Origin of the sequence: Nakamurella deserti (assembly GCF_003260015.1) — a bacterium.
Taxonomy (GTDB): Bacteria; Actinomycetota; Actinomycetes; order Mycobacteriales; family Nakamurellaceae; genus Nakamurella; species Nakamurella deserti.
Genome location: NZ_QCXS01000003.1, coordinates 899,126 through 925,637, shown reverse-complemented (window position 1 = coordinate 925,637; position 26,512 = coordinate 899,126). Strand labels below are relative to the sequence as shown.

Here is a 26,512-nt window from a genome sequence, read left to right as displayed (position 1 = left end):
CGTGGCACCGGAGCCGGGCGAGGGCTCAGGCCCAGGGCAGCGGCGCGTCGCCGAGCCGGCGGAGTGAACCGACCAGGGGCCGGTCGTCGGCGGTCCGGACGGCGCAGGTGGCCCAGCCGGTGACACCCGCGGGCAGGGGTGCCGTGACGACGGCGGGGATGCCGTCCACCACGGTGAATGCGGTCGCCGCGACGGTGACGTCGGTGTCGTCGAGCAGACCGGGACGGCCGGAGGCCCGGACGATAAGGTCCCGGCACGTGCGGTCCAGCTCGCCCTGGGTGACCGCCTCAGCAGCCAGATCGCGACGGCCGAAGGTCTCGACGGTGTGCGGCAGGGTGCAGTCCACCGCGAGCGCAGACCAGGTCACCCCCGCCGCCGTCGCTGCGCAGGATCCCTGCGCGGGTGCGAGGTCGGCGGCATCCAGGTCGGCGAAGGACCGGTCCAACGCTCCGGTGGCGACCCCGGCGGTACACGCCACCCACCGTTGCCCGGCGGCCCGCTGCCCGCCGTTCGGTGCCACGACCGAGAGCTCGACGACGAGGTCCGGCCGCCATCCGTCCCCGGTGGCCGCGGGGACCACCCCGGGGGTCCGTGCGCTGTCCGCGCACTGACCGATCAGCTCGACCACCGCTGCCGCCGGGCTCGCGGTCCCGTCCCCGAGCGGCAACGCGGACTCCACCCGCACCACCTCACCGGCGTGCAGCTCGTCGCAGCGCACCGTCGTCAGGACCTGGCTCGTGGTCAGCTCGCCGTCCACGGTGAACTCGTACGACGGGGTCTCCTCGCGGATGCAGTCGCCGACCACCGGAGCGGGCGGGGGCGGCGCGACCACGGGTCGGCCGTCGACGGTCGGCGGGGACAGGATGCGGGGGACGACGAGTGCGGTCAGCACGGCCAGCACGAGCAGCAGCGCCCCGCTGATCCGCCGGTCCATGGCGCGACCCTACCGAGGCGCCTCCGGGCGGGTCAGGCGGTCGGCCAGCCGTGCGTTGGCCTCCGTCCACGCCTGCACCATCCGGGGGCCGCCGTGTCCTTCGGTCTCCTCGACGATCAGCTCGCTGCCCGGCCAGCTGCGGTGAACCCGCCAGGCGGTGATCACCGGACCGCTGACGTCAAGCCGGCCGTGGATCAGCACGCCCGGGATGCCGGACAGCGGGTCCATCCGGCCCAGCACCGGCGGGTCGAGAAAGGCGTCGTGCGACCAGTAGTGCGTGATCAGCGTGGCCATCACCGGGTCCCGGACCGGGTCGAAGGGACCGTCGCTGCGGCCGCTGCCGATCCCGATGTGGGCGTGCTCCCACGCCATCCAGGCCCTGGCCGCGGCATCGTGGGCCGCCGGATCCGGTGACCGCAGCAGCTGCGCGTACGCCTCGACGATCCGCCCCTCGCCGCGGCGGTACCCGACCCCGGCGTTCTCGGCGAAGGCCGCGAACCGGTCCCAGTCCTCCGGGTACAGCGCGCCGACGGTCTCGGTGATCCAGTCGACCTCGGCCCGCCGGGTGGTGGTGACGGCCATCAGGACGATCCCGAGCACCCGCTCCGGGTGCGCCTGCGCGTAGGCCAGCGCCAGCGTCGCGCCCCACGACACTCCGTTGAGTACCCAGGCCTCGACGCCGAGGTGGATCCGGAGCAGCTCGAGGTCGGCGATCAGCCGGGGGGTGGTGTTGCCGTCGAGGTCGTGGGCCGGGTCGCCCGCCGGCGGAAGCGACCGGCCGCAGCCCCGTTGGTCGACTCCGATCACGCGGTAGCGGGTGCGGTCGAACCGCTCCACGTATCCGCCGCGGCCCAGGCCCGCGCCGGGACCGCCGTGCAGGTACAGAGCGGGGAGGCCCGAACCCGTCTCCTCCCAGTACATCGACTGACCCGAGCCGACGTCGAGCAGCCCGGAGCGGGTGGTCCGCGCGGCGGGGAGCCCGGCCGTCACGGTGTGCAGCCGACGTTGCTCAACCCGGAACCGGCGTCGGCAGCGGTGTTGTCGCATCCGACGACGTTGCCCAGCGCCGGCCGGACCGCGTAGCCGAAGCCGTCGGCGCGGACGTCGGCGCTGTTGCCGCGGAACACGTTGGCGTCGCCCCAGCCGCCCTTGCCGATCCGGTGCGTCTGGAAGCCGTCGAGCGGACTGTGCGTCCCGCGGTTGCGCTCGATCAGCCAGCCGCTGCCCTTGACGTCGACCCAGGAATCGGCGCCGGTCATCCCGGTGCCGTCGAAGGTGTTGCCGCGGATCACCCCGCCGGTGGTGCCCTCCTTGATGTCGATCGACTCCGAACCCGTGGCGCGGATGCGGTTGTCGAGCACCCGATTGCGGTCACTGCGATCCGGCGCGCAGTCGGTGACGGTGCACCAGTTGCTGTCGGCGCTGCCGACGTAGACGCCCTCGCCGAACTTGTCCCGGCGCAGCCCGGTGGTGTCGATGTCGTTGTCGGCCACCACATTGTCGGAACTGTGACGCCGCAGGTGGATCGCCTCGTCGCCGGTGGTCGTCACGTGCAGGCCCTGGATGGTCGTGTGCGTGACACCGTCGGCCATCACGCCCTTCTGGCCGTTGCGGACGGTGAACCCGACCACCCGCCACCACGCCGCGCCGTCGAGGTGCAGGACGTAACCCTCCTTGATCCCACCCGCGTCCAGCACCGCACCGCGACCGCCGCACAGGTGCACGGGCGCGTCCCGGGTGCCTTCCGCGGTGGCGGCGAAGTTGCCGGCGTAGGTGCCGTCGCGCAGCGCGATGACGGTGCCGGGTCCGGCGCCGGCCAGCGCCGCGGTCAGCTCGTCGGCGGTCCCCACCGTGACGGTGGCCGGTGGGCAGACGACGGGTGCAGGAGCGGGGACGCCCGCGGAGTCGGGTGGCGGGACGGCCACCGTGGTCGGCGGCGGGGCCGGCGGTGGAACGGCCACCGTGGTCGCCGGCGGGGCCGGCGGCGGCGGGGCGGTGCAGCCGGCCACGATCACCATCGCCGCTGCCGCGCGGAGCCACCGGTGCTTCATCCGTCGATCATCGACCGCCGGGGTGCCGTGGCGGTCGCCGGGGGCGGCAGGTCACCCGCGGGTGCCCCGCGCAGCCGCCGGGTGCAGCCGAGCGAGCCCCACCACGCGGGTCGCACCGACCACGTCGGCCGGCCGGCGTTGCGGCACGATGGATCGGTGACCAGCACCGCACCACCGGACGGCCGGGCAGCCCTGCGGGCCGACTGCCGCCGCTGCGCCGGACTGTGCTGCATCGCTCCCGCCTTCCAGCGCTCCGCCGACTTCGCCCTCGACAAGCCGGCGGGCCGCGCCTGCCCGAACCTGCGGGCCGACGCCCGCTGCTCCATCCACACCCGGCTGCGGGACAGCGGTTTCCCGGGCTGCGTGGTGTTCGACTGCTTCGGCGCCGGCCAGCAGGTCGTCCAGGTCACGTTCGGCGGCAGTGTTCCGCTCGGACCGGCGGTGTTCGCGGCGTTCGGCGTCATGCGCGAGCTGCACGAGTCCCGCTGGTACCTGGCCGAGGCGCAGACCCTGGTGGACGGTGCCCGGCGGCGCGAGGTCGACGCGCTGGTCGACGAGACCGCCGCGCTGGCCGGCCTCGACCCGGCGGCGTTGGGGGAGGTCGACCTGCCCGGCCTGACCGCCCGGGTCGGTGCCGTCCTGGGCCGGGTGAGCGACCACGTGCGAGGGCCGGTCCCGCGGTCCAAGCAGCGTCGCGGCGCCGATCTGGTGGGCACACGTCTGACCGGCGCCGACCTCGTCGCGGCCTCGCTGCGGGGCGCCTATCTGATCGGGGCCGACCTCAGCGGCGCCGACCTCTCACGAGCCGATCTGCTCGGCGCCGACCTGCGCGGTGCCGACCTCCGCGGCGCTCGGCTGGCGACCGCACTGTTCCTCACCCAGCCGCAGCTCGAGTCGGCCCGCGGTGACGCCCGGACCACCATCCCCGCGGTGCTGCGCCGCCCCGCGCACTGGGCCGCCTGACCGCGGGCTCGACGCAGCCGCCGCGGCGGTACCGGGTGCACCCGCCGACCCCGCCCGGGCTCCGGTGGCAGGATGGCCCTCGTGACCGCGCCCGAATTCCCCGAGATCCCCGTCAGCCGCCTGCCGGAGGACGCCGTGTTGCTCGACGTCCGCGAGGACGACGAATGGGCCGCCGGACACGCACCGGACGCCGTGCACATCCCCATGACCACCCTGGCCGAGCGGCTCGACGAGGTGCCCGACGGCGACCCCGTCTACGTCATCTGCCGCAGCGGCGGCCGTTCGGCGCGGGTCACGAGCTACCTCAACGGCAACGGCTGGGACGCGGTCAACGTCGAGGGCGGCATGTCGATGTGGGAGCGGCTCGGCAAGCCGCTGGTCTCCGAGACCGCCGATCCGCCCCAGGTCATCTGACCGCCCGGTGGACGCCTTCCGCTGTCGGCGGTGCGGCTCGTCGCTGCCACCTGCCGCCGGGCGCTGCGGGCACTGCGGTGCGGTCACCGGCCCGCCGCCGGTGACCCGGTGGCGGTGGTTCGCGCACCGGCCGCCCGGCGCCCCCGGGCCGACCCCACCGACGCGGACCGTCCCGTACGCCGGTCCACCCCGGTATCCGGTGACCCCGCGGTGGGGTTTCACCCCGTCGGTGTGGATCCCGGACGGCACGGCCACCACGCCGACGCCGCCGGCGCCGGGCCGCGAGCTGCGCTCGGTCGTCCTGCTGGCCCGGGCCACCGCGGTGATGTGCGTGATCGCCGCGGCCGCGGAGACCTTCCGGTACGTCCTGCTGGTCCGCGGGCGCACGGAGGTGCTCCCGGTCGATCTGGTGCGGTGGAGCGACGCGCTGGTCGTCGCGGCCGGCTGGGCGGCCCCGCTGCTGGGCCTGGCCACGGCGGTGGCGTTCGTCCCGGCGTCGGGCAGGGCCGCGGCCTGGGCCGCCCACCGTGCGCGGGTGCGTCCGACCCGGTCGGCGACACGGCGGCTGCTCTGGCTGCTCCTGCCCGGCTGGAACCTGTACGGCGCCGGGGTCGTCGTCGCCGAGGTGGACGCCGTGCTCCGGACCGCCCCGCCGCCGGCACCCGAGCCCGTCCGGCCGGACCGGATGCGGTGGCGTTCCGCGCAGCTGCCGACGGTCGACCTGCCGCAGCCCGCCGTCACCCCGCAGGGCGCAGCCGCTCCGGTCACCCCGGCGCAGCCGCCCCGCCCGGTGCACCGCTCCCCGTCCCGGCTGGTCAGCTGGTGGTGGGCGGCGTGGGTGCTCGGTGGGTTGCTGGCGCTGGCCACCGTGATCCGGGCGCTGGACCCGGGCAGCCTCCAAGCCCGCGCGAACCTGGTCGAACTGCACGTCGTGGTCGACCTGGTGGCCGCAGTCACGGCCGGGCTGACCGCCGCGGTCGCCGCGTCCTGGGCGCGTCTCGTCGATCCCGTCCGGGTCCACTACCCGACCGGTTGGATCCTGCCGCCCGCGGCCGCCCGGGTCGGTGCCGGTCCGCTGACCGGCCCCGAGCGGGATCTCGACGCCCGGCGCAAGCCCGCCGCCGCCCCCTGACCGGCCGCCCTCATCCGGTGGGCAGCGCGCGGTCCCCGAGCCCGACGACCGAGTCGGTCAGCTCCAGTTCGCCGCTGTCGACGACGCAGTCGACCGACCACGCGACGAGGTCGGGTGACGGTGAGATCGCCGGCACCATGCTCGAGCGGACCACCGCGGGCGTCAGCCGGCCGCCGCGGGTGGGGTCGCCGCTGCGCGTCAGGTCGCCGGCCAGGTCGTGGCAGCTCGCCGTCAGCGCCGCGTCCAGGTCCGCCGGCAGTCCGTTGTCGCCGAGCGACGCGGCCGACGCCCGGGGCAGCGTCCCGGACGCCGTCCCCAGCCGCTCCACCGTGTGCCGGTCGGTGCACGGCAGCCGGAAGTACAGCGACCCGGACGCGCAGTCCCCGAACGCGCCGGGCCGTTCCACCGCGTCGGCCGGCAGTCCGACGGCGGTGCCCTCGTAGCGCGACCGGTCGGCGGGCCGCAGGACACACGCCGCCCAGGCCCCGTCGCCCAGCCGCTGGTCGCGGGGCGCCCGGATCAACCGGGTCGAGACGTTGAAGACGGTGAGCTGCCAGCCGTGCAGCTGCGGTGGGTCGCCGCGGGAGGCGGCCAGCTCGTCGGTGCAGGCCAGTGAATGCCGGTTCACGGGACGCCGCGGATCGTCGGCGTCCCAGGTGGTGAACACCTCGCCGTCGTGCGGTCGTGCGCAGTCGACCGGCGTGGCGATGCGGGGTCCCAGGACCATGCAGGTCCCGACCGCCGGGGGCGCCGGCAGTGGGGCGGCGACCGCCCGGCCGTCCATCCCCGGCCGCAACGCCTGCGGCACCAGCACCGCGGCGAACACGGCCAGCAGCAGCGCCGCCACGCCGCTCCACCGCCGGTCCACGGGTTCACGGTAGGCGCCGACCGGCCGCCGCGGGAGGGCCGAACGCGCCGGACGGGCGGCACCGGTGCACTACCGTGACGGGGTGGCTCAGAAGACATCGCGACGTTCCCGTTCGGCCCAGATCGCCCAGGACGGCGCCCCCGCCGCCGACGGCATCAATCCGCGTCAGCCGTGCCCCTGCGGCTCGGGCCGCCGCTACAAGGCCTGCCACGGCTCGGGGGACGCCGAGAACCTCATCGTCGCCCGTCCCTTCGCCGGTCTGGCGGCCGAGACCGAGCTGATCGCGCTGCGTGAGTTCGTACCGTCGGCCACCGCGCCGTTGACCATCGACCGCGAGGACGTCCCGTCGATCACCCTCGGCAGCGTGCTGCCGGCCGCGGCGGCCGCGCTGACCCGCGCCGACGGTTCCATCCTGCTGGGTCTGCAGGTCCAGACGCACTCCGGTGACCTGTCCCGGGACGTCGCCGCCGCGCTGGAGTGGGCGCTGGACGCCGGCCCCTCCCAGGTGCTGTCGGTCGTCGGCCGGGCGACCGCCGGCAACCGTCTGCAGGACCTCCTTTTCGACGGCCCGCTGGACGTCACCGTCCACGAGACGTTCGGCTGGTGGCTCGACGTCGAGGCCGAGCCGGGCAGCGAGGTGGCCCTCACCCTCGAGCGGGCCAACTCGGCGATCATGCCGACCGCGAAGGTCGCCGAGCTGCCGGGTGCCTACTGGGTCGACGCCGGCGAGAAGGCGCACCTGCGCTGGGTCCGCCCCGAGGAGGAGGCGACCGTGATGGCCGCCCTCGCCCGACTGGCGGCGGCCGACGAACTCGACCTCGGTGACGGCTCCCGCTACGTCGGGTCGTTCCGCGCCCACGGCCGGCTGGTCCCGGTGTGGGACCTCGACCGCGACGCGCACCCGACCGAGTGGAACGAGCCCGCGCTCGCCTTCGAGGAGCGCCTCCAGCGGGCGCTGGCCTCCGATGCGCCGCTCACCGACGCCGAGCGCCGGGCCCGCGACGGCATCCTGGGTCGTCAGTTCACGCTGCGCTGACCTGCGGGGTGTCGCGGTGCACCCCGGGGGTCTGGTCCGGCCCCGGGGCGGCGGCGGACGGTCAGGTCCGCGGCCGGTAGCGCAGGACGGTCACGCCGGACCGGAACTCCTGGCGACCCACGGGCCCGAGCGGGAGGCGTCCGTGCAGCCCGGCGAGCAACGTCGGCCCGTGCCCGGCCACGACCGGCTGCACGACGAACGTGTACTCGTCGATCAGGCCTGCGTCCGCCAGCGCCATGGGCAGCGTCACGCCACCCACGAACAGGCCCCCGCCCGGCTCCTCCTTGAGTCGTCGGACGGCGTCCACCACGTCCCCGCGCACCAGGTCGGCGTTCCAGTCGACCGCGTCGAGCGTGCCCGACACGACGTACTTGGGCGCGGTGTCGATGGTCTCGGCGAACGGGATCGCGTCCGCCCCCATCCGGTCGGGCCACGAACCGCTGTCCGGTCGACGCCAGGCGGACCGCATCATCTCGTAGGTCACCCGGCCGAAGAGCAGCGCATCGGCCCGTCCCAGCTCGGCGGTCCAGAAGCGCATCGACTCGTCGTCGGGAGGAATCCCGGCCTCGTGATGGCAGCAGCCGTCGAGGGTGACGTTGATCGCGTAGCGCAGAGGTCTCATCCGTGTCCTCCCGAGGGTGCGCGACACCTGTGCGCCGGACCGTACCCCGGACCCTCGGACGCCGTCGCCGTGACCACCGACCGGGGCCACCCGTTCCCGGGTGGCCGTTGATCCGGTGGGTCGGGCGCGCCACCATCGTCGGATGGACGTTCTCGAGTACGCCGCTTTCGCCGACGGGCCGGGTGGCGGCAATCCGGCCGGCATCGTGCTGGACGCCACCGACCTGGACGACGCGACGATGCAGCGCGTCGCCGCCGAGGTGGGGCACGCCGAGACCGCGTTCGTGGTCGCTCGTGATCCCGCCGACCCGAGAGCCCTGACGCTGCGGTACTTCTCCCCGCAGGCCGAGGTCCCGTTCTGCGGTCACGCCACGGTCGCGACCGCGGTGGCGCTCGCCGAACGGCAGGGCGTCGGGACGTTCCGCTTCGCCACGGCGCCGGGCCTCGTCGTGATCGCGACCGCGACGACCGCCGACGGCATCCGGGCCACCTTCACCAGCGTCGAGCCCGCTGTCACGACGCTGGAGCGCGAGGTCCTGGACCGGCTGCTGACGCTGCTGCACCTCGATCGCAGCGACCTGGACGACCGTCACCCGCCGGCGGAGGCGTTCGCGGGCAACCGGCATCCGGTGGTCGTCCTGCGTGACCCCTCGACCTTCGACGGGTTCGGCTTCGACCCCGCCGCGGTGCGGGCCTTGATGGACGAGCAGGGGTGGGCGGGCACGGTGACGGTGCTGATCGAGCGGGACCCGACGACCTTCGAGGCCCGCAACCTGTTCCCGGTCGGCGCCATCACCGAGGACCCGGCGACCGGGTCGGCGGCGGCCTCGGTCGGCGCGTACCTGCGCGCGACCGGCGCGGTCACCCCACCCGCGACGGTGACCATCCACCAGGGACGCCACGTCGGCCGGCCGAGCCGGCTCACCGTGGACGTCGGGCCGGCCGGCGGCATCCGGGTCAGCGGCGGCGCGGTGCGGATGGGCGTCAGCTGAGCAGGCTGTTCCACCAGTCGGCGACGAAGAAGTAGCCGACGAACGCGCCGACGTCGATCAGCGTGTGGGCCCCGATCAGCGGCCAGAGCCGCCGCCACTTGAGCCACACGAAGCCGAACACCAGCCCCATCAGCAGGTTCCCGAGTGCCTGCCCCCACCCCTGGTACAGGTGGTAGCTGCCGCGCAGCAGCGCGGACAGGGCGACCGCGACCCAGGGGTCCACCCGCAGCTGCCGGAGCCGGGTGAGCAGGTAGCCGACGACGAGAACCTCCTCCAGGAAGCCGTTCTCGAGGGCGGCGAGGACCAGGACGGGAATCGTCCACCAGTGCTCGTCCAACGTCGCCGGGGCGATCCGTGCACTGATCCCGAGCCGGTAGGTGATCACCACGAACACCAGCCCGGTGAGGCCGATCGCCGCCGCCAGGCCGACCGCCCGGCCAAGATCGCCCAAGCGCCAGGACAGCCCGATGTCACGACCGAGCCGGAAGCCCGCGCGCCACAGCAGGTGGACGCCCAGCAGTCCCCACGCGACGCCGACGGCGATGCTGGTGAGCTGGAGCGCGAGGTCGGCCCAACTCACCGACGACTGCGGCGCCACCACGCTGACCTGCTGTCCGGCCAGCGGTACCGGCTTGAGCAGGTTGTCGATCAGGGTGATGAGGGCGCGGACGCCGCTGGCGCCGAGGGTGACCGCGAAGACCACCAGGATCTCGAAGCGGATGGACCGTGGGGTGTCGGGTCGGGGGGTCGGGTCCGGCGCCGCGGCGGGCAGCGCGAGCACGCGGGAGAGGGCCATGACGGGCCAGCGTAGAGACCGTGGGTGCGGCCGGGCTGGGAACCGCGGTCGAGAGCGATGCGCTCGCCCAACTCAGTGCCACTTAGTGTGAGGGAGTGACTCAGCGCTGGGCGTACCTCGGACCCGCAGGCACCTTCACCGAGCAGGCGACGCTGGAGCTGCGGCAGCGGGCGGACGGTGACGTCGAGCTGCACCCGGCCGGCAGCGTCGGAGCCGCGATCGCCGACGTCCGGGCCGGCGCCATGCAGGCCGCCTGCGTGCCGATCGAGAACTCGGTCGAAGGTGCGGTGCCGCTGACCCTGGACGAGTTGACGCACGGCGAGCCGCTGGTGATCAGCGCCGAGGCGTACGTGACGGTCCGACTCGACCTGCTGGTGCGGGCGGGTACGTCGACGGCCGACATCCGCAAGTTGGGGTCGCACCCGCACGGGCACGCCCAGGTGCGCTCCTTCGTCACTTCCCGGCTGCCGGCCGCCGAGAGCGTGGTCTTCGGCTCGACCGCCGCCGCGGCCGCCGCGGTCGCCGCCGGTGAGCTCGACGCCGCGGCCGCCGCACCCGCCGCGGGGCGTCACTACGGGCTGGTGTCCGCGGCCGAGGACATCGGCGAGATCCACGGTGCCGTCACCCGGTTCGTGCTGCTGCGACTGCCCGGCCCGCCGGTGCCCCGCACCGGCAACGACCGCACCTCGCTGGTCGTCTACGTGCAGGACGAGCCCGGATCGCTGCTGTCGGTGCTCGCCGAACTGGCGAACCGGGGGATCAACCTCACCCGGCTCGAGTCGCGACCGGCCCGCTCCGAACTCGGCAAGTACTTCTTCCTGCTCGACGCCGACGGCCACATCGACGACCCGGCGATGGCCGATGCGGTCGCCGCCCTGCACCGCCGCTCGGCCGGCGTCCGCTTCCTCGGCTCGTACCCCCGCGGCGCCGGGACCGCCCACACACCGCCCGCCTTCGCATCGCCCGCCGCGTTCGCCCGTGCCCGCGCGTTCGTCGACGGACTCGGGGCCGGCCGGTGAAGGTGACCCTGGTGCGGCACGGGGAGACCCCGGGCAACATCGCCGGCCTGCTCGACACCGCCCCACCGGGACCCGGTCTCACCGCCCGGGGGAAGGAGCAGGCGGCCGCGCTGGTCGACCGTTTCCGCGGCGAGCCGTTCGACCGCATCTGGACCTCCGCGCACCTGCGGGCCCAGCTGACCGCCGCGCCGCTCGCGGACGACCGCGGGCTGGACCTGACGATCCGTCCGACACTCGGCGAGTTCAGCGTCGGCGACCTGGAGGGCCGCAACGACGACGCGGCGATGGAGGTCTTCCTCGAGGTGATGCACGCCTGGCTCGACGGCAGGCTCGACCCGAGGATGCCGGGCGGTGAGGACGGACACGACCTGATGCGCCGGATGGACGCGGCGATGGCCGAGATCAGCGCGGCGGGCGACGACTCCGCGTTCGTGGTCAGCCACGGTGGCCTGCTGCGGATCTGGGCGTCACTGCGGTGCGCCAACATCACCCGCGACTTCGCCCTGGCCAACTACCTGGTGAACACCGGGGTCATCGTGGTGACCGGCACGCCCACCGTCGGCTGGCACTGCGAGTCCTGGGACCTCACACCCGGCCGGCGCGAGGCGACCTGACCGGACCGGGGCTGCCGTGACCTGATCTGCCCGGGACTGTCCGCGCCTGACCGGGCCCGAGCTGACCGTGTCTGGCCGGGCCTGTGGTGGCCGGTCTGCCGCACAAATCCGGGTCCGCTCACCCTGCAGGCTGGGCAGACGCCGATTCGATGGGCAGATCGCGACCCCGGTGCGCGGAGGCGGGTGCGCGCAGGCTGGGGCGCGGAGGCGGGTGCGCCGGACCCGGTGCGCATGCCCGGACCGCGGAGTCGGGTCGGCCCGGCTGCTCAGGCGGCGTGCACCCGGAGCCGTGGCGAGAGCCGTCCGACGAGATCAACCGCCGGCCCCAGCAGCAGGACGACGAGCACGGTGCCGGGCCCGACCGCGGCTCCGAGGAGCCAGCCGAGCAGCGCGCTCGCGCCCTGGAAGACGCTGTAGCTCCACCGGAACGGGATCGGCGGGTCGTAGGCCGTGGACAGCGCCTCGGCGGGACCGGACCCGGTGTCGCTGCCCAGGTAGCCCGCCACCCCGACGGCGACCACGGCGAAACCGGCCAGCAGCATCACACTCCGCGCCACCAGTCCGGACGGCGCCGACAGCAGCTCCAGCACCGCGGTCACGACAGTCCCGGTGACGACGGGCTGCACCACCGTCCCGAGGGCGGGGCGCCGCCCCTTCAGCCAGGCCAGCCCCACCAGGATGACCCCGACCACCACATTGACCAGCAGGAACGGCGCGTCGAGCGAGAGCGACAGGCCGCTGACCATCGTCGAGAAGCCGTCCGAGCCCAACGCCGGCGTGAGCAGCAGCGCGACGCCGACCCCGAGCACCGCGCACGACAGGACCAGCTGCACCACCCTGATCCACATGGGGGCCAGCCTTTCACGGCCGTCGGGGAGGCCCGGTGTCCCCGATCGGGTCAGGGAAGACCCCGATGCCGACGGTCGCCGCCTTCTCTAACCTGGAATGCATGACCGGTCCCCAGATCCACCCGCGCGACCTGCGGGTGTCGGACGCCGAGCGTGCCCACGCGCTGCAACTGCTGGAGCGCGCCACCGGCCGTGGCTACATCGACATCGGCGAGTTCAGCGACCGCAGCCGGCGGGCGATGGAGGCTCGGACCCGCGCCGACCTGAACCTGCTGCTGCTGGACCTGCCCGGACTGCAGCTGTCCGGCCGTCCCTACGATCCCGCGTCGACGCTGCCCGAACCGACCCCGTCGGCCGCCGCGGCCCCGCGGTCCCCGGGCGACGTGTTGCAGCTGCGGGGCTACGGGTCGCGTCAGTTCACCGGCAACTGGACGGTGCCGTCGCTGATCACCGTCGAGGGGATGGGTGCGGGCACCAAGCTCGACTTCACCCAGGCGCACCTCACCACCCCGCACGTCACCATCGACTTCCGGTCCAACCTCGGCGGCACCACGCACCTGCGGGTCCCGCCCGGTACCGCGGTCCGCTACGAGGGTCTGGACCTGCGCGGCGCCGCGGTGCACAACAACGTGCCCAGCGCCGGCTTCCACGGGCCGCCGCCGCTGTCGCTGAGCCTGGTCGGGGTCAAGCGCTACGGCGCCATCCACATCCGGCAGCCGCGCACGGGCGGGCTGAAGAAGATCGTCACCGACCTGGTGGATGGCTGGCGCTGACCGGTCAGCCCGCCGGCGGGCCGGAGGCGTGCCGGCCCTCGCTGTAGGCGCCGTCCCCCTCGTACGCGGCTGTCTCCGCCGCATCGCCCGGGCTCGCGACCGTCCCGGGTTCGCCGCCGGCGGTGACGGCATCCCGGTCCTCGCCCTCGTCGCTCCTGTCGGCCGGCGGTGCGGCCGGTGCGGTCGGGATCCCCGACGCCTGCAGGCCCCCGGCGTGCGGGCCGTCCGCACCTTCGATGCGGTCGGGGACCTCGGGCAGGTCCGACTCGGGTGAGGTGCGGCCCTGCGAATTCACGAGACCCTGCTGCGCCCACTGGTCGATGCTCTGGTGATCGTGCCGCGGTACCGGTCCGGTCATGGTGGTCTCCCTCAGGTCGGGCGTCGCGCCGAGGTCGGGCGAGGTGCGCCGCTGCTGTCCGCTCTACCCAGCGTGCCTGCGGCGGCACCCGTGCTCAGCGGACCGGCGCCTCGGCGGTCCAGCTCGCGAGCAGGCGCAGCGCCTCGGCGGTGGGGGAGCCGGGCTCGACGGTGTAGGTCAGCAGCACCAGCGAGGGGTCGGACGCGAGCTCGAACGACTCACCGACGAAGTCCAGGTCGCCGACGACCGGGTGCCGGAACCGTTTAACGCCCTCCCGGTAGCGCTGCACGTCGTGCGTCGCCCACAGGGTCCGGAAGTCCGCCGACCGGGTGGACAACTGCCCGACGAGCTGGACGAGGGCCTCGTCGTCCGGGTCGCGACCGGCGGCGGTGCGGAGCAGGGCCACCTGGGCGCGCATGACTCGGGCGGGTTCGCGGTAGAAGTCGGCGCTGCGCGGGTCCAGGAACAGCAACCGCGGCAGGCTGAACGGCAGCGTCATCTGTTGCTCGCCCGGCGCGGCGTACAGCGCGCGGCCCAGCTGGTTGGCGGCGATCATCTCGAGCCGGGCGTTCTGCACGAAGGCCGGCATCGACAGTCCGTCGAGGACGGCCTGCACGGTCGGGCGCACCCCGCTCGGCCGGGCGCGGGGCGGGCGTCGGGTGGCGGACTGGGCCGGCGTTCCGAACAGGTCGAAGAGGTGGTCGCGCTCCACGTCGTCGAGCTGCAGCGCCCGGGCGACCGCGTCGAGGACCTCGGCCGAGACGCCCCGGGCCCGGCCCCGTTCGAGCCGGTTGTAGTAGTCGACGCTGACCCCGGCGAGGTGCGCGACCTCCTCGCGGCGCAACCCGGGGACCCGGCGGGTGCCGCCGAACAGCGGGACGCCGGCGTCCTCGGGGGAGAGCCGGGCGCGGCGGGACGCCAGGAAGTCGCGGATCTCCGCCTGCTGGTCCATGACCGGCAACGCTACGTCTGGTCGGGCGGACCAGGGGTGTCCTGTGAGTACCTGGTTCCCGCGGGACCTGGGTCCGGCCCGGTCTGCCGCCCACGGTCGCCGGCGCGTTGGATGAGGACGTCGCCCGGGGATCCACCCCGGTTCGGAAGGACACCATGACCCGCGCGCTCACCCTGCTGTTCGCCGTCGCCGGCGGCGCCGCCGTCGGCAACCTGTACTGGGCCCAGCCGCTGCTGGAGGAGATCGCCCGGTCGTTCGGCGTCTCGGTCGGGTCGGCCGGTCTGCTGGTCACGGTCACCCAGGTCGGCTATGCGGTCGGCATCTTCCTCGTCGTGCCGCTGGGGGACGTGCTGAACCGGCGGCGGCTGATCCCGGCGGTGCTGGTGGCGTCGTCGGTGGCCCTGTTCGCGGCGTCCGTCGCACCGGGGTTCGCGTTGCTCCTGGTGTCGCTGGTGCTGGTCGGGTTGACCACGGTGGCCGGCCAGCTGCTGATCCCGCTGGCCGGTGACCTGGCCGAGCCGGCCGACCGTGGCCGCATCGTCGGGACCGTGGTGTCGGGGGTGCTGATCGGCATCCTGCTGTCGCGGACGATCAGCGGTCTGGTCGCCGACGCCTTCGGCTGGCGCGCGATCTACGTCCTGGCCGGGGCGATCGCGCTCGTGTTCGCGGCGGTGCTCTGGCGGGCGCTGCCGGTGCTGCCGGCCCGCGAGCGCATCGGCTACGGCACGCTGCTCGGCTCGGTGTTCGCCGCGGTGCGCCGCAACCGGCCGGTGCCGGTCACGCTGGTGATCAGCTCGATCGGCTTCAGCGTGTTCACCCTGTTCTGGACGGCAATCACCTTTCTGCTCAGCGACGAGCCGTACGGCTACTCGGTGACCGAGATCGGGTTGGTGGGGCTGGTCGGCCTGGCGGGGGCGGTGGCGGCACAGCGGGCCGGTCGACTGCACGACCGCGGCTGGTCGGTGCCGGTCACCGGCGCGGCGATCGCGGTGGCCATCGCGTCGCTGGTGCTGGCGGCGGTCGGGCAGCGCTCGATCATCGTCATCCTGATCGCGGTCCTGGTGCTCGACATCGCCATCCAGGCGATGAACGTGCTGAACCAGTCGCGGATGTTCGCCGTCGACCCGGAGGCCAGGAGCCGGCTCAACACCGCCTTCGTCACCATCAACTTCGTCGGCGGCGCCATCGGTTCGGCGCTCGCGTCGCTGCTGTGGCACGTCGGCGGCTGGACCGCGGTGATGGCGGGCGGATCGGGTCTGCTGGCCGTGGCGCTGGCGGTCTGGGCGGTGCACCGACGCGGACGGCTGGTGGTGCCGGTGCCTTCGGCGCGGTGAGCGACGTCCGGCCGGAGACGCGCCGGCGCACCTGACCGACGACGACCAGGCTGCCGCCGTCCATTCCCGCGACGAGGCCCGCCCGGTTCGACTGCCGGGACGACCCCTCGGGGTCCGGGCCGTTACCGCTCGGACCAGGCGAACAGCGCCGGTATCCCACGGAGACGGCCGGTGACCGCAGCACCGGAGACCGGACCGCCGTCAGCGCCGGACCGACCGCCTCAGGTCAGCTCGTGAGCCCACGGCGGGTTGGCTCCGGCCCGGGAGACGGTGACGGCGGCGACCTTGGACGCGAACTCGAGTGCCTCGCGGAGCCCGTCGACGGTGAGATCGTCCAGCCGGCCGCCGAGCGCCCCGGCTCCGGCGAGGTGGTGCAGCAGCCCGCCGTGGAAGGAGTCCCCGGCGCCGACGGTGTCGACCACCGCCCGGCCCGCCACCGGCACCCGGACGTGCTCGCCGCGCAGCGACGCGAACGCCCCCTCGGCGCCGAGGCTGACCACGGCCAGCACCACGCCGTGCTCGTGCAGGGTGGCAGCGGCGTCCTCCGGGGACGCGCCCGGCCACAGCTGTACGAGGTCGTCCTCGGACAGCCGGACGATGTCGGCCAGCGCCGCCCAGTGCGCGATCTTCGCGCGGTACTTCTCGACCGGGATCAGCGCCGTCCGCAGGTTGGGGTCGATCGACACGGTGAGGTGCGACCGGGCCGCGGCGAGCAGATCCTCGATGACCTGGCCGGACGGCTGCAGGGCCAGCGCGAGCGTCCCGGTGTGGATGGCGACCGGGGCGTCGTCACCGCCGCCGGCGACCAGCGGCGCCAGCTCGTCGGGCGTCCACTGCCAGTCGGCGGTGCCGTCGACGTAGAACTCGTACGACGCGGCGCCGTCCTCGGCGAGCTTGGCGATGGCCAGCGTCGCGGGTTCGGCCGCCGCGACACTCGTCGACAGGTCGACGCCGGAGGCCTCCAGCGACGACCGGCACAGCGATCCCAGCGATCCGGTCGAGAGCCGACCGGCGAACCGGGCGACGGTGCCCAGCCGGGCGAGCGCGACCGCGAAGTTCGCCGGTCCTCCGCCGGGGTGCACGGTCAGGTGGGCGACGTGGTCGCGCACCCCGTCCGGCGGGAGGACCGCATCCGCGACGACTTCCCCGACGACGGCGATCGTGGTCATGTGCTCCCTCAGACGTTCTCGGTGTCCCGGGGCGCGACCCGGACGGCCCCCGCATTATGCCGAGGGTGCGACGCCCCGGCAGCGCGACCGGAGGGTGCGGTCAGCGGCATTCAGCGGCGGGCGGTGGTGGCGCGGTCCCGGCCCGCCGCATCCCGGTGCGTGGCCGGGTCGCGCCAGCCGTCCGCGACCAGGATCGCCGCGACCGCCGCGGCCTGCTGCTCACCGTGTTCGATGACCAGCGTCCCGCCGATGCGGAGCAACCGCCGCGCGGTGGTCGACACCTGTCGCAGCACGTCCATCCCGTCCGTGCCGCCGAACAGCGCGACCGCCGGGCTGTGCCGCCGCACCTCGACCTCCCGCGGCACCATTCCGGTCGGGATGTACGGCGGATTCGACATCACCACGTCGACGGCACCGTCGCGTTCCGGCAGCGCGTCGGCCAGGTCGCCGAGGAGCATCCGGACGTTGTCGACGCCGCGGGCGTTGCGCTCGGCCCAGGCGAACGCCTCCAGTGCGACCTCCACCCCGACCACCGTCGCCTGCGGCACCTCCGCAGCCATCGCCAGCGCGACCGCGCCCGACCCGGTGCCCAGGTCCACCCCGACCGGATGCGCCCCGGCGGCGGCCAGCGCGTCGATCGCCAGCTGCACGGTCTGCTCGGTCTCGGCCCGCGGCACGAACACGCCGGGCCCGACCGCCAGCGTGAGCCCCCGGAACGACGCCCGCCCGAGCAGGTACTGCATCGGCTCCCGGTCGGCCCGCCGCTGCACGAGTGCGGCGACCCCCGCGGGATCGTCGACCTGAGTCGCCGCCCCGACGACGTGTTGCACCAGCCGCCGGGCGTCCTCGCCCGGCGTCGGGACCCCGGCCGCCGTGAGCACCGCGGTCGCCTCCGCGATGACGGCGGGGAGGTCCACGCCTAGCCCGCCGCCCGAATGGCTTCCAGCAGCCGCAGCGTCTGTCGCGTCCACTGCTGGTCGCGCGTGTGGTCGCCGTTCGCCGCGATGAGCTCGGCGAAGCGGCGGGCCTCGTCGGTCAGGGTCCCCGCGGGTGCGTCCACCGTGCGCTCCTCGACCCGGCCGTCGACGAACCGCAGGGTGAGCCGGCGCGCGCTGTCGATGGCATCGACCTCGAGGGTGCCGACTTCGCCCTGGATCTCACTGGGCAGCGCGGAGTCGGTGATCTTGGACCAGCTCAGATCGGCGACGAAGCCTTCGTAGACGGCGAGCGCGGCCCCCGCACCGTCGGAGCCGGCGGCGATCGGTACCAGGGCCGCCGCGACGCGCTCGGGTTCACCGAGCAGGGAGACCAGGGCGTGCGCGCAGTAGACGCCCAGATCGTTGAGTGCGCCACCGGCCATCGCCGGATCGAAGATGTTGACCCGTTCCCCGGTCAGCACCTGGTCGTACCGCGAGGACCGTTTGCCGTACCGGAAGGAGACGCGTCGGACCGTTCCGACAGCGGGCAGCGCGGCGCGCACGGCGTCCAGCCCGGGGTCGTAGGCCGTGCGCATCGCCTCGATGAGCACCACCCCGGACGCGCGGGCCGCGTCGACCAGCTCGTCCCATTCGGCGACGGTCGGCACCGCCGGCTTCTCGACGAGGACGTGCTTGCCGGCGGTGACCGCGGCGAGTACCTGCCCGTGGTGGACGCTGTTGGGGCTGCCGACGTAGACCGCGTCGATCGCGTCGGAGGCGAGCAGCGCGGCCAGGTCCGAGGCGGGTTCCGCGCCGAAAGTCGCAGCGGTGGCGGCCGCCTTCGCGGGATCGCGGGAGTGGACGTGGCTGATCGTGATCCCGTCGACGGCGGCCACACCCTCGGCGAAGCGCTCGGTGATGGTGCTGGTGCCGATGGTGGCGACGCGGATCATGGGGCTGCTCCGGGGGTTCGGGACGGGAGCCGATCGTCCCACGGGGTCACGCCCAGCCGAGCTCGTCCAGCCGGTCGTCGTCGATGCCGAAGTGGTGTGCGACCTCGTGGATGACGGTGGTGATGACCTGCTCGCGGGCGCCCTCGTAAGAGGTGGCCCGGGCCAGGATGGGCTGGCGGTAGATGGTGATGGTGTCGGGCAGGGCGCCGGAGTACTGATGGGTCCGCTCGGTGAGGGCGACCCCGTGGTACAGCCCGTACAGGCTCTCGGTCGGGTGTTTCTCCTCGACCAGCACCACGACGTTGTCCATCGCCCGGGTGAACTGCTCCGGGATCATGTCCAGGGCTTCGCTCACCAGGTCTTCGAATTCGAGTCGGTCCAGATCCAGCACGCCCTCCATGATGCCGGGAGCGGCCGGGCCGCGGACGCGGGCTTGCGCGCGCTCGTGCGGGAGGAGCCGAGGCCGGCGCGGTCTCACGGCGGCTCGAGGACCGGAGCCAGGTGGTGCACGGTGTTGCGCCGCGGCCGTCGCTCGGGGTCGATCCAGCGGGGTGGGACGAACTCCGGCACGCCGTCGGTGGACATGCGGGCCTGCCACTGTTCCTTGTGGATCTCGGCGTGGTGGTACGGGCACAGCAGGCAACCGTTGTCGTAGCTGGTGGGTCCGAGGTCGCGGGTCCAGAACCGGAGGTGGTGCACATCGGTCCACGACGGCGGGCGGTCACACCCCGGGAACGCGCACCCGCGGTCGCGGATGGTGATCGCCCGGCGGATCGCGCGACTGAAGGTTCTGGTGGAGCGGCCGAGGTCGAGCACCTGGCTGTCGCCTCCGAGCACGGCCGGCAGCACGTCCGCGTCGCACAGCAGCTGCCGGAGGGTGCGCGCGGTCAGCGTCGCACCGCTGTCGGTCACCGCGGCCCCGAGCTGTCGGCGGGCGGGATCCCACGGCACCGTGACGGTGATCTGCGGGCGGCGGCCGCCGTGACCGGGCAGGTCGGCGTGACCGACGGCGCGGCGGATCACCTCGATCAGTGCGTGGGCCCGCCGGACCGCGGGCGGTCGCGGGTCAGGCACCCCGTCGGACGCGGGCCGAGGTGCTGCGAGGCCGTCGATGGCGAGGCGCAGTGTCTCGACCGACAGGTCGTCCAGCCGGCCGTGGACCGGTGTCAGTCCGGTGGCGGCGTTGCGGACGCCGATGGTGAACTCCGCCCGGGCGGCCGCTGCGTCCTGGTCGAGCCCGCCGTCCGGGTCGAGCACCTCGGCGAGGTGGGCGGCGACCTTGCGGAACTGGTCGGGCTCGAGGTCGGTGGCGTAGGAGACGAGCTGTTGCTCGGCCTCGACGCGCACGTCGTCGGCGAGGGCGGTGGGCAGTCGGTGCATCGTCGCGATGACGGTGTCGAGGTGCGACCGGTCGAGCAGGCCGCTGTCGACAGCGGCACCGAGCAGCGGCAGCTCCGCAGGCGCCTCGCCGCCCGACGGCAGGTCCCGCGGCCGCGTCGCGCGGGCGGCGCGGACCCGGGACCGAGCCTCGTGCGCCGGGATGCGCAGCAGCTGTCGCAACAGTGACGCCGTCGACGGGCACGACGCGGCCGTCGCCAGGCCCCGCTGGTCGATCGCGACGGTCTGCGCGACCTGCACGGCGAGCACCAGCCGGGCCACCGCTTCGGTGGAGCGGGCCAGGTCCTGCAGCTCCTCGGCCGCGACCTGGCCGTACGCGAGTCGGCCCAGTGCCTCGAGCTGCTCGGCGATCCGCGCCAGCAGTGCACGGCCGTGAGTGGCGGTCGGCGAGGCGAGGGCGGTGGACATGGAACAAGATTAGAACACCTGTACGGCAGTGCGATGGGGTTGTCCACAGGGAGGGTCGTCACCGGTGATGGCTGCGAGGGTGCTCACGTCCGCGTACTCCCGCCGTCACCGACCACCGCCGGATCCGCCCGAATCGAACGGGTTGCCCGCGCTGACGATCGTGGGACTACCTGCCGTGGCCAGCCGGACGGTGCCGCCGCCCGCCCGGCTGGCCCGACTGTCCGTCCTGCTCGGTTGGTTCGACTGCCGCCCCGCCTGACAAGACCGACCGGCGCCCGCCCGCCGGGTTGGACCGACCGCGTTCCGCCCGGCAGGACCGGTCGACCGGCTCACCGGCTGCCCCGCCCGGCCCACCGACCGCCCACAGCCCGGCTGGACCCAACCGATCTGTCCCGCCCGGCTCTACCGACCGCCAACAGCCCGGCTGGACCGATCCGCCCCGCCCGGCTGGACCGATCCGCCCCGCCCGGCTGGACCGATCCGCCCCGCCCGGCTGGACCGATCCGCCCCGCCCGGCTGGACCGACAGTCGCCCCGCCCGGCAGGACCGACAGTCGCCCCGCCCGGCGGGACCAACCGATCCGCCCCGCCCGGCCGGACCGACCGCCGCCCCGCCCGCCAAGACCGACCGGCGCCTGCCCGGCTGGACCAACCGATCCGCCCCGCCCGGCCGGACCGACCGCGGCCCCGCCGGACCGGCCGGTCCGTCCCGAGCCAGCAACTAGGCTGACGCCCGTGATCGATCTGCGCCTGCTCCGCGACAATCCCGACCTCGTCCGCACCTCGCAGCTGGCGCGTGGCGCCCAGCCCGCGCTGGTGGACGAGTTGCAGGACCTCGACGTCACCCGCCGGGCGGCCATCGTCGCCGCCGACGCCAAGCGCGCCGAGCAGAAGGCGTTCGGCCGGACGATCGGCAAGGCGTCCAAGGAGGAGCGCCCGGGCCTGCTCGAGCAGGGCAAGGCGCTCGCCGCCCAGGTCGACGAGCTGGAGGCCGCGGAGAAGGCCGCCGAGGCCGCCCTGGTCGCCGCCCACAAGGCCATCCCGAACGTCATCGCCGACGCCCCGCCCGGCGGCGAGGACGACTTCGTCGTGCTGCGCGAGGTGGGCAGGCCGACCACGTTCGACTTCCCGGTGCGCGACCACGCCGAGATCGGTGAGCTGCTGGGCGCCATTGACACGGTGCGCGGAGCGAAGGTGTCCGGTGCCCGGTTCTACTTCCTGCGCGGCGTCGGTGCTCAGCTGCAGCTGGCGATGCTGAACCTGGCGATCAGCCGGGCGCTGGCCAACGGCTTCACCCCGATGATCCCGCCCGTGCTGGTCAAGCCCGAGACGATGGACGGCACCGGCTATCTCGGCGAGCACTCCAGCGAGGTCTACCACCTGCCGGCCGACGACCTTTACCTCGTCGGCACCTCCGAGGTGCCGATCGCGGCGTACCACTCGCAGGAGATCATCGATCTCGCCGCCGGTCCGGTCCGCTACGCGGGCTGGTCGTCCTGCTTCCGGCGCGAAGCCGGCTCGTACGGCAAGGACACCAAGGGCATCATCCGGGTGCACCAGTTCGACAAGGTCGAGATGTTCGTCTTCTGCAAGCCCGAGGATGCCGCCGCGGAGCACGAGCGCCTGGTCGCTTTCGAGGAGGAGATGCTGGGGTTGATGGAGATCCCGTACCGAGTCATCGATGTCGCGGCCGGTGACCTCGGGGTGTCGGCGGCGCGCAAGTTCGACAGCGAGGCGTGGGTGCCGTCGCAGCAGGCGTACCGGGAGCTCACGTCGACCTCGAACTGCACCACGTTCCAGGCCCGCCGGCTCAACATCCGCTACCGCGACGAGGACGGCAAGCCGCAGACCGCGGCGACCCTGAACGGCACGCTGGCGACCACCCGCTGGATCGTGGCGATCCTGGAGAACCACCAGCAGGCCGACGGTTCGGTGCGGATCCCGGCGGCGCTGCAGCCGTTCATGGGTGGACTGACCGAGCTGACGCCCGTCTGACGGCAGGTCCGTTTCGGGGGAGCAGCACCGCCCGGTTCAGGCGTCACCACCCGGTTCAGGCGTCACCACCCGGCTCAGCGTCACCACCCGGCTCAGCGTCACCACCCGGCTCAGGCGTCGTTGATGGCATCCACTCCGGTGACCGGCTTCTGCGCCGACCAGGGGAAGGTGATCCAGAGATCGGTTGCCCGCCAGGAGAAGTCGGGCTGGATGATGGTGCGTGACTTGGTGTAGAGCACCGCCGAGCGGGCCTCGGTGGCGTGCTCGGAGAGCAGCCGCATCACCAGGTCCAGGGTGCGTCCCGAGTCGGCGACGTCGTCGACCACCAGCAGCTTCTTGCCCTGCAGTGCCTCGGTGTCCAACAGCGGGGCCAGCACGACCGGGTCGGGCAGAGTCTCCTCGATGTCGGTGTAGAACTCCACGTTGAGGGTGCCCGCCGCCTTGGTGCCGAGGGCGTAGGCCAGTGCCCCCGCGGGCAGCAGGCCGCCGCGGGCGATGGCGACGACGATGTCGGGCTGGAAGCCGCTGTCGGCGATCGACTGGGCGAGCTCCCGGGACGCGGAGCCGAACAGCTCCCAGCTCAGGACTTCACGTACGGATGCGGGTTCGGCGGCCATGCGACGACCGTACCGGGTGGGCGCGGACCGTTCTGCGGCACAGCGGATGGTGCCGGTCACCCCGGTCAGCCGATGAGTGCCCGGATGTCGGCCGCGGTGAGCGAGCCGTCCACGCCCGCTCCGCCGTCACCGCGCCCCCCGAGGACACCTTCGAACAGCGCGGTCTTGTCGGCCTTGAGCAGCGCCACCTTCTCCTCGATGGTGTCCTTGGCGACCAGCCGGTAGACCATCACCGTCTTCGTTTGACCGATGCGGTGCGCACGGTCGACGGCCTGCATCTCGGTCGCCGGGTTCCACCACGGGTCGAGCAGGATGCAGTAGTCGGCTTCGGTGAGGTTGAGGCCCAGACCTCCCGCCTTGAGGCTGATCAGGAACACCGGGTCGGTGCCGTTGCGGAAGGCGTCGATGACGTCCTGGCGCTTGCGGGTGCTGCCGTCCAGGTACTGGTGACCGATGCCGTCGCGCTCGAGGCGGGTCCGGACCCGCCGCAGGAATCCGGTGAACTGGCTGAACACCAGTGCCCGGTGACCGCCGCCGACGACGTCCTCCAGCAGTTCCGACAGCACCGTGAGCTTGGTGGAGCCGACGTGGTCGTGTTCGGGGTCGACCAGGCCGGGGTCGATGCTGGCCTGCCGGAGCAGACCCAGCGAGCGGAAGATCGCGAACCGCTGACCGTCGACGTCCTCCAGCATGCCGAGCACCTTCTGGCGTTCCCGGGCCAGCAGCCGGTCGTACACCTCCCGGTGGCCGGGCTCCAGGGTCAACGCCAGCACCTGCTCCTGTTTGGCGGGCAGGTCGTCGACCACCTGGTCCTTGGTGCGACGCAGCATCAGCGGCGCGATGCGCCGACGCAGCTGGTCGAGACGCTCGTCCTGGCCGAGTTTCTCGATCGGCGTCCGGTAGTACTCGGTGAAGTTCTTCAGGTTCGGCAGCAGGCCCGGCGCGACGAGGGCGAACAGGGCCCACAACTCGGTGAGGTTGTTCTCCAGCGGGGTGCCGGTGATCGCCACGGTGAAGGTGCGGTCGAGGCGGGTGATCACCGAGAACGTCTTGCTGTCGTGGTTCTTCACCGTCTGCGCCTCGTCGAGCAGCACACCCGACCACGGAAGCGCCTGGTACTGCTCGGCTTCCAGTCGCAGCAGCGTGTAGGAGGTGATGAGGACGTCGGCGCCGGCGGCGACGTCGGCGATCGAGCCGTCACGCCGGCGGGCGGTGCCCTCGACGACGGCGGTGCGCAGGCCGGGCAGGAAACGTGCGGCCTCGGCCTGCCAGTTGCCGACCACGCTGGTCGGGGCGACGACCAGGTAGGGCGGCGCGCCGGGATCGTCCCGCCGGTGCGCGCCGATCATCGCCAGGGTCTGCACGGTCTTGCCCAGGCCCATGTCGTCGGCGAGCACGCCGCCGAGCCGGTGCCGCCGCAGCAGCGACAGCCACTGGAAGCCGCGGTACTGGTAGGGCCGCAACTGTGCGGTCAACGCCGTCGGCAACGGCTCCGGGGTGTCGTCGAAGGCACGCAGCGACCGGATGTGGGCGTTCCACTCGCGGGACTGCCGGTCCGGCACCCCCAGCTTCTCGAGCTCGGCCCAGAAATCAGTCTGGTAGCGGCTGATCCGCAGTCCGCCGCGTCTGTCCTGCAGCAGACGCGCCTCGGTGATGAGGTCGCGGAGGCGGGCCAGCGCGGGCGTGTCCAGCTCGAAGTAGGTGCCGCTGGGCAGGATCATCCGGGTCTCGCCGCTCACCAGTGAGCTGAACAGCAGCACGAACGGGACGTGCTCCCCGGCGACGGTGACGGTGACGGCCAGGTCGTACCAGTCCCGGCCGCCGGACGGGCTGACCTCGAAGCCGATGACCGGCTGTTCGGTCGCCTGGCGGTAGTCGGCGAAGCGTCCCGAGATCTGCAGCCGGACAGCTGCCTCGCCGGCCAGGGCGGGCAGGATGCGCTCGACGAGGTCGATGGTCCCGCTGGTTCCGAGGGTCGTCTCCGGCAGCAGCGCCGGGCCCCCGCCCGGCCCGGTGGTGACCAGGGACGTGCCGGCGAACAGCCGCAGCACCGGCGCCAGGACACCGGCCTCGGCGGCGGGGTCGCGGGGAAGCTCCTCGCGCCAGCCGTTCAGCTCGATCGGTCGCGACCGGTCACCCAGCGGGTAGTCCCAGCTCAGCGCGACCCGGGTGGCGTGGTCCGGCTCGGGATGGACGTCCACCACCAGGATCGGTCCGCGGGATTGCGGGATCGCCACGCTGTCGTCCACGGCGATGTGGTGGTGCTGCTGCAACAGGGCGAGATAGCCCGTGAAGAACCGGCTCTCGTCCTCGCGAGGGACCCGGATGACGCCGCCGTCGAGGAGCTCGGCAGTGCTCGGGTGCTGCCGGCGGGCGAACCGCGCGAGCGTGATCGACGCCCGGGTCGCGGCGTCCCGCGCCGCTACGGCGACGGCGACGCCGTGGGCGGGGGTCCCGAGCAGCACCGCGTCGCCGGTGACGGGCTCACCCGCCACCGTGAGGACGGGCCGCAGCTCCAGGGTCCCCTCCGACCGGCCGAGCCGGAGGACGACGTCCGCGGGTGCGGCACTCACCGACAGCGCGCCGCCGCGCGCGGTGACGAACGCGATGTCGCACCGGGTGGCGTCGTCGAGCAGTTCCCAGATCACCGGGTTCTGCACGAGGTCCAGCCGCAGCCAGGTGCCGGCACCGGCGCGGCGACCGAAACGGTCGACCTCGGCGTCGAGCGCGGCGATGCTGCGCAGCACCTCGAGATGGTCCGCCCGGAAGGTCGCGTCGACCCGCCAGCCGTTGTTGATGTCGGTCCAGGACGCCCCGGTGGTCACCCACCGGCCGTTCTTCCCGATGCGCACGGGACGGGCCCGCAGGGCGCGCAACCGGACGTCGCTGCGCCGGGCCGCGGTGCCCTGCTCGAGTTCGAAGGTCAGCCCGAGCGACTCGGTGCCGTGGCGCTTCCCGGTCTTCAGTGCCCCGAGCGCCCGCTCCCAGTCGGGGACGGCGGGGCCGTCCTCGGGGCCGTCCTTGGTGCCGGCCGCGGCGGTGGTCAGGGCGGCCAGCAGCACCGCGATGCCGTGTTTGCACTCGAATCCGACCGGACACGAGCAGGCGGCGTCCACCGTGCGCAACGCCCCGTTGGGCGCGAGCGTGTAGGACACGGTGACCGAGTAGGGGATGGCCCCCGAGCCGCGGACCGAGCCGGTGACGACGCCTGCCGCCGTGTCGTGCCGGACGGTGAGCACCTGCCCCGAGCGGAAGTACTGCACGCCGCGCTCGTAGCTTCCGGGGTCGACGAGTTCGGCCAGGCCGAACCTGTCCAACCCCGTCATCCCGCCGCTGCCCATCGCCGTGCAC

26 protein-coding genes are annotated in these 26,512 nt (G+C 73.7%); 10 read left to right on the top strand and 16 right to left on the bottom strand.

The window, feature by feature from the left end:
* Positions 1 to 25 precede the first annotated feature (25 nt).
* Genes DB033_RS17545 through DB033_RS17535 form a run of 3 tightly spaced genes read right to left on the bottom strand, consistent with a single transcriptional unit; the run spans position 26 to position 2,985 of the window.
* Positions 26 to 934: a septum formation family protein gene (locus tag DB033_RS17545; RefSeq protein ID WP_111768137.1), complete on the bottom strand. Its 909-nt coding sequence runs from the start codon at positions 932 to 934 to the stop codon at positions 26 to 28.
* Between the two features lie 9 nt (positions 935 to 943).
* Positions 944 to 1,924 carry an alpha/beta fold hydrolase gene (locus DB033_RS17540; RefSeq protein ID WP_240615962.1) on the bottom strand — a complete coding sequence of 327 codons (981 nt, stop codon included), beginning with the start codon at positions 1,922 to 1,924 and terminating at the stop codon, positions 944 to 946.
* Positions 1,921 to 2,985 carry a right-handed parallel beta-helix repeat-containing protein gene (locus tag DB033_RS17535; RefSeq protein WP_157970772.1) on the bottom strand — a complete coding sequence of 355 codons (1,065 nt, stop codon included), beginning with the start codon at positions 2,983 to 2,985 and terminating at the stop codon, positions 1,921 to 1,923. Before DB033_RS17535 ends, DB033_RS17540 begins: the two co-directional genes overlap by 4 nt.
* A gap of 156 nt (positions 2,986 to 3,141) precedes the next feature.
* Here DB033_RS17535 and DB033_RS17525 point away from each other — a divergent pair, with 156 nt between their 5' ends.
* The 3 genes from DB033_RS17525 to DB033_RS17515 all read left to right on the top strand — a co-directional run bounded on the left by DB033_RS17525 (position 3,142) and on the right by DB033_RS17515 (position 5,494).
* Positions 3,142 to 3,948 carry a pentapeptide repeat-containing protein gene (locus tag DB033_RS17525; RefSeq protein WP_111768133.1) on the top strand — a complete coding sequence of 269 codons (807 nt, stop codon included), beginning with the start codon at positions 3,142 to 3,144 and terminating at the stop codon, positions 3,946 to 3,948.
* A 72-nt stretch (positions 3,949 to 4,020) separates the two neighbouring features.
* Positions 4,021 to 4,362 carry a rhodanese-like domain-containing protein gene (locus DB033_RS17520; protein ID WP_111768132.1) on the top strand — a complete coding sequence of 114 codons (342 nt, stop codon included), beginning with the start codon at positions 4,021 to 4,023 and terminating at the stop codon, positions 4,360 to 4,362.
* A 199-nt stretch (positions 4,363 to 4,561) separates the two neighbouring features.
* On the top strand, positions 4,562 to 5,494 hold the full coding sequence (locus DB033_RS17515) for a DUF4328 domain-containing protein (protein ID WP_157970771.1): 933 nt from the start codon (positions 4,562 to 4,564) through the stop codon (positions 5,492 to 5,494).
* A 10-nt stretch (positions 5,495 to 5,504) separates the two neighbouring features.
* Here the strand turns inward: DB033_RS17515 and DB033_RS17510 are convergent, their stop codons facing one another.
* The gene (locus DB033_RS17510) at positions 5,505 to 6,362 is read right to left on the bottom strand and encodes a hypothetical protein (RefSeq protein WP_111768130.1); all 858 of its coding nucleotides are present in this window, start codon (positions 6,360 to 6,362) and stop codon (positions 5,505 to 5,507) included.
* 82 nt (positions 6,363 to 6,444) lie between these two features.
* On the opposite strand from DB033_RS17510, the gene DB033_RS17505 reads away from it, so the two are divergent.
* A complete protein-coding gene (locus tag DB033_RS17505; protein WP_111768423.1) occupies positions 6,445 to 7,398 on the top strand; it encodes a DUF5926 family protein in 954 nt (317 codons plus the stop codon).
* A 61-nt stretch (positions 7,399 to 7,459) separates the two neighbouring features.
* Here DB033_RS17505 and DB033_RS17500 read toward each other — a convergent pair whose 3' ends face one another.
* Positions 7,460 to 8,020, bottom strand: a complete 561-nt coding sequence (locus DB033_RS17500; RefSeq protein ID WP_111768129.1) for a dihydrofolate reductase family protein — start codon at positions 8,018 to 8,020, stop codon at positions 7,460 to 7,462.
* Positions 8,021 to 8,162: 142 nt separating this feature from the next.
* Between DB033_RS17500 and DB033_RS17495 the strand changes: the two genes are divergently transcribed.
* Positions 8,163 to 9,011, top strand: a complete 849-nt coding sequence (locus DB033_RS17495) for a PhzF family phenazine biosynthesis protein (RefSeq protein WP_111768128.1) — start codon at positions 8,163 to 8,165, stop codon at positions 9,009 to 9,011.
* On the opposite strand, the gene DB033_RS17490 is transcribed toward DB033_RS17495, so the two are convergent.
* Positions 9,004 to 9,807 carry a CPBP family intramembrane glutamic endopeptidase gene (locus DB033_RS17490; RefSeq protein WP_111768127.1) on the bottom strand — a complete coding sequence of 268 codons (804 nt, stop codon included), beginning with the start codon at positions 9,805 to 9,807 and terminating at the stop codon, positions 9,004 to 9,006. The genes DB033_RS17495 and DB033_RS17490 overlap by 8 nt on opposite strands.
* A gap of 95 nt (positions 9,808 to 9,902) precedes the next feature.
* Here DB033_RS17490 and pheA point away from each other — a divergent pair, with 95 nt between their 5' ends.
* Both pheA and DB033_RS17480 read left to right on the top strand, forming a co-directional pair.
* The gene (gene pheA, locus DB033_RS17485; RefSeq protein WP_111768126.1) at positions 9,903 to 10,826 is read left to right on the top strand and encodes a prephenate dehydratase; all 924 of its coding nucleotides are present in this window, start codon (positions 9,903 to 9,905) and stop codon (positions 10,824 to 10,826) included.
* 11 nt (positions 10,827 to 10,837) lie between these two features.
* Positions 10,838 to 11,440, top strand: a complete 603-nt coding sequence (locus DB033_RS17480) for a histidine phosphatase family protein (RefSeq protein WP_157970770.1) — start codon at positions 10,838 to 10,840, stop codon at positions 11,438 to 11,440.
* Between the two features lie 266 nt (positions 11,441 to 11,706).
* Here DB033_RS17480 and DB033_RS17475 read toward each other — a convergent pair whose 3' ends face one another.
* Entirely contained in the window at positions 11,707 to 12,288 is a 582-nt protein-coding gene (locus DB033_RS17475) for a DUF6198 family protein (RefSeq protein ID WP_111768124.1), read from the bottom strand.
* A gap of 101 nt (positions 12,289 to 12,389) precedes the next feature.
* Here DB033_RS17475 and DB033_RS17470 point away from each other — a divergent pair, with 101 nt between their 5' ends.
* Entirely contained in the window at positions 12,390 to 13,061 is a 672-nt protein-coding gene (locus DB033_RS17470; protein WP_157970769.1) for a DUF1707 SHOCT-like domain-containing protein, read from the top strand.
* A 4-nt stretch (positions 13,062 to 13,065) separates the two neighbouring features.
* On the opposite strand, the gene DB033_RS17465 is transcribed toward DB033_RS17470, so the two are convergent.
* Together DB033_RS17465 and DB033_RS17460 are read right to left on the bottom strand one after the other, a co-directional pair.
* A complete protein-coding gene (locus tag DB033_RS17465) occupies positions 13,066 to 13,419 on the bottom strand; it encodes a hypothetical protein (RefSeq protein WP_111768122.1) in 354 nt (117 codons plus the stop codon).
* A 94-nt stretch (positions 13,420 to 13,513) separates the two neighbouring features.
* Positions 13,514 to 14,371 carry a helix-turn-helix transcriptional regulator gene (locus DB033_RS17460; protein ID WP_111768121.1) on the bottom strand — a complete coding sequence of 286 codons (858 nt, stop codon included), beginning with the start codon at positions 14,369 to 14,371 and terminating at the stop codon, positions 13,514 to 13,516.
* Between the two features lie 155 nt (positions 14,372 to 14,526).
* Between DB033_RS17460 and DB033_RS17455 the strand changes: the two genes are divergently transcribed.
* Positions 14,527 to 15,705, top strand: coding sequence for an MFS transporter (locus tag DB033_RS17455; RefSeq protein ID WP_111768120.1), 1,179 nt, complete (start codon positions 14,527 to 14,529; stop codon positions 15,703 to 15,705).
* Between the two features lie 221 nt (positions 15,706 to 15,926).
* Here DB033_RS17455 and DB033_RS17450 read toward each other — a convergent pair whose 3' ends face one another.
* From DB033_RS17450 to DB033_RS17430, 5 genes are all read right to left on the bottom strand, one after another.
* A complete protein-coding gene (locus DB033_RS17450; RefSeq protein WP_111768119.1) occupies positions 15,927 to 16,874 on the bottom strand; it encodes a carbohydrate kinase family protein in 948 nt (315 codons plus the stop codon).
* A gap of 110 nt (positions 16,875 to 16,984) precedes the next feature.
* Positions 16,985 to 17,791, bottom strand: coding sequence for a peptide chain release factor N(5)-glutamine methyltransferase (gene prmC, locus DB033_RS17445; protein ID WP_111768118.1), 807 nt, complete (start codon positions 17,789 to 17,791; stop codon positions 16,985 to 16,987).
* 2 nt (positions 17,792 to 17,793) lie between these two features.
* Positions 17,794 to 18,744 carry a Gfo/Idh/MocA family protein gene (locus DB033_RS17440; RefSeq protein WP_111768117.1) on the bottom strand — a complete coding sequence of 317 codons (951 nt, stop codon included), beginning with the start codon at positions 18,742 to 18,744 and terminating at the stop codon, positions 17,794 to 17,796.
* A 46-nt stretch (positions 18,745 to 18,790) separates the two neighbouring features.
* Positions 18,791 to 19,081 carry a metallopeptidase family protein gene (locus DB033_RS17435; protein ID WP_420814090.1) on the bottom strand — a complete coding sequence of 97 codons (291 nt, stop codon included), beginning with the start codon at positions 19,079 to 19,081 and terminating at the stop codon, positions 18,791 to 18,793.
* A gap of 137 nt (positions 19,082 to 19,218) precedes the next feature.
* Positions 19,219 to 20,550, bottom strand: coding sequence for an HNH endonuclease signature motif containing protein (locus DB033_RS17430; RefSeq protein ID WP_111768115.1), 1,332 nt, complete (start codon positions 20,548 to 20,550; stop codon positions 19,219 to 19,221).
* 734 nt (positions 20,551 to 21,284) lie between these two features.
* Here DB033_RS17430 and serS point away from each other — a divergent pair.
* Positions 21,285 to 22,544, top strand: a complete 1,260-nt coding sequence (serS, locus tag DB033_RS17425; RefSeq protein WP_111768114.1) for a serine--tRNA ligase — start codon at positions 21,285 to 21,287, stop codon at positions 22,542 to 22,544.
* Positions 22,545 to 22,654: 110 nt separating this feature from the next.
* Here the strand turns inward: serS and DB033_RS17420 are convergent, their stop codons facing one another.
* On the bottom strand, positions 22,655 to 23,161 hold the full coding sequence (locus DB033_RS17420; RefSeq protein ID WP_111768113.1) for a phosphoribosyltransferase: 507 nt from the start codon (positions 23,159 to 23,161) through the stop codon (positions 22,655 to 22,657).
* A gap of 65 nt (positions 23,162 to 23,226) precedes the next feature.
* On the bottom strand, positions 23,227 to 26,502 hold the full coding sequence (locus DB033_RS17415; protein ID WP_111768112.1) for a DEAD/DEAH box helicase: 3,276 nt from the start codon (positions 26,500 to 26,502) through the stop codon (positions 23,227 to 23,229).
* Between the last annotated feature and the right edge of the window lie 10 nt (positions 26,503 to 26,512).

Bases quoted from the DNA above. Each gene is read 5' to 3' on its own strand.
- DB033_RS17460 (WP_111768121.1), bottom strand. From the start codon at position 14,371: ATGGACCAGCAGGCGGAGATCCGCGACTTCCTGGCGTCCCGCCGCGCC.
- DB033_RS17475 (WP_111768124.1), bottom strand. From the start codon at position 12,288: ATGTGGATCAGGGTGGTGCAGCTGGTCCTGTCGTGCGCGGTGCTCGGG.
- DB033_RS17545 (WP_111768137.1), bottom strand. From the start codon at position 934: ATGGACCGGCGGATCAGCGGGGCGCTGCTGCTCGTGCTGGCCGTGCTG.
- DB033_RS17435 (WP_420814090.1), bottom strand. From the start codon at position 19,081: ATGATCCCGGAGCAGTTCACCCGGGCGATGGACAACGTCGTGGTGCTG.
- DB033_RS17450 (WP_111768119.1), bottom strand. From the start codon at position 16,874: ATGACCACGATCGCCGTCGTCGGGGAAGTCGTCGCGGATGCGGTCCTC.
- DB033_RS17520 (WP_111768132.1), top strand. From the start codon at position 4,021: ATGGCCCTCGTGACCGCGCCCGAATTCCCCGAGATCCCCGTCAGCCGC.
- DB033_RS17470 (WP_157970769.1), top strand. From the start codon at position 12,390: ATGACCGGTCCCCAGATCCACCCGCGCGACCTGCGGGTGTCGGACGCC.
- DB033_RS17465 (WP_111768122.1), bottom strand. From the start codon at position 13,419: ATGACCGGACCGGTACCGCGGCACGATCACCAGAGCATCGACCAGTGG.
- DB033_RS17430 (WP_111768115.1), bottom strand. From the start codon at position 20,550: ATGTCCACCGCCCTCGCCTCGCCGACCGCCACTCACGGCCGTGCACTG.
- DB033_RS17535 (WP_157970772.1), bottom strand. From the start codon at position 2,985: ATGAAGCACCGGTGGCTCCGCGCGGCAGCGGCGATGGTGATCGTGGCC.
- DB033_RS17420 (WP_111768113.1), bottom strand. From the start codon at position 23,161: ATGGCCGCCGAACCCGCATCCGTACGTGAAGTCCTGAGCTGGGAGCTG.
- DB033_RS17415 (WP_111768112.1), bottom strand. From the start codon at position 26,502: ATGGGCAGCGGCGGGATGACGGGGTTGGACAGGTTCGGCCTGGCCGAA.
- DB033_RS17490 (WP_111768127.1), bottom strand. From the start codon at position 9,807: ATGGCCCTCTCCCGCGTGCTCGCGCTGCCCGCCGCGGCGCCGGACCCG.
- DB033_RS17455 (WP_111768120.1), top strand. From the start codon at position 14,527: ATGACCCGCGCGCTCACCCTGCTGTTCGCCGTCGCCGGCGGCGCCGCC.
- DB033_RS17495 (WP_111768128.1), top strand. From the start codon at position 8,163: ATGGACGTTCTCGAGTACGCCGCTTTCGCCGACGGGCCGGGTGGCGGC.
- DB033_RS17500 (WP_111768129.1), bottom strand. From the start codon at position 8,020: ATGAGACCTCTGCGCTACGCGATCAACGTCACCCTCGACGGCTGCTGC.
- DB033_RS17440 (WP_111768117.1), bottom strand. From the start codon at position 18,744: ATGATCCGCGTCGCCACCATCGGCACCAGCACCATCACCGAGCGCTTC.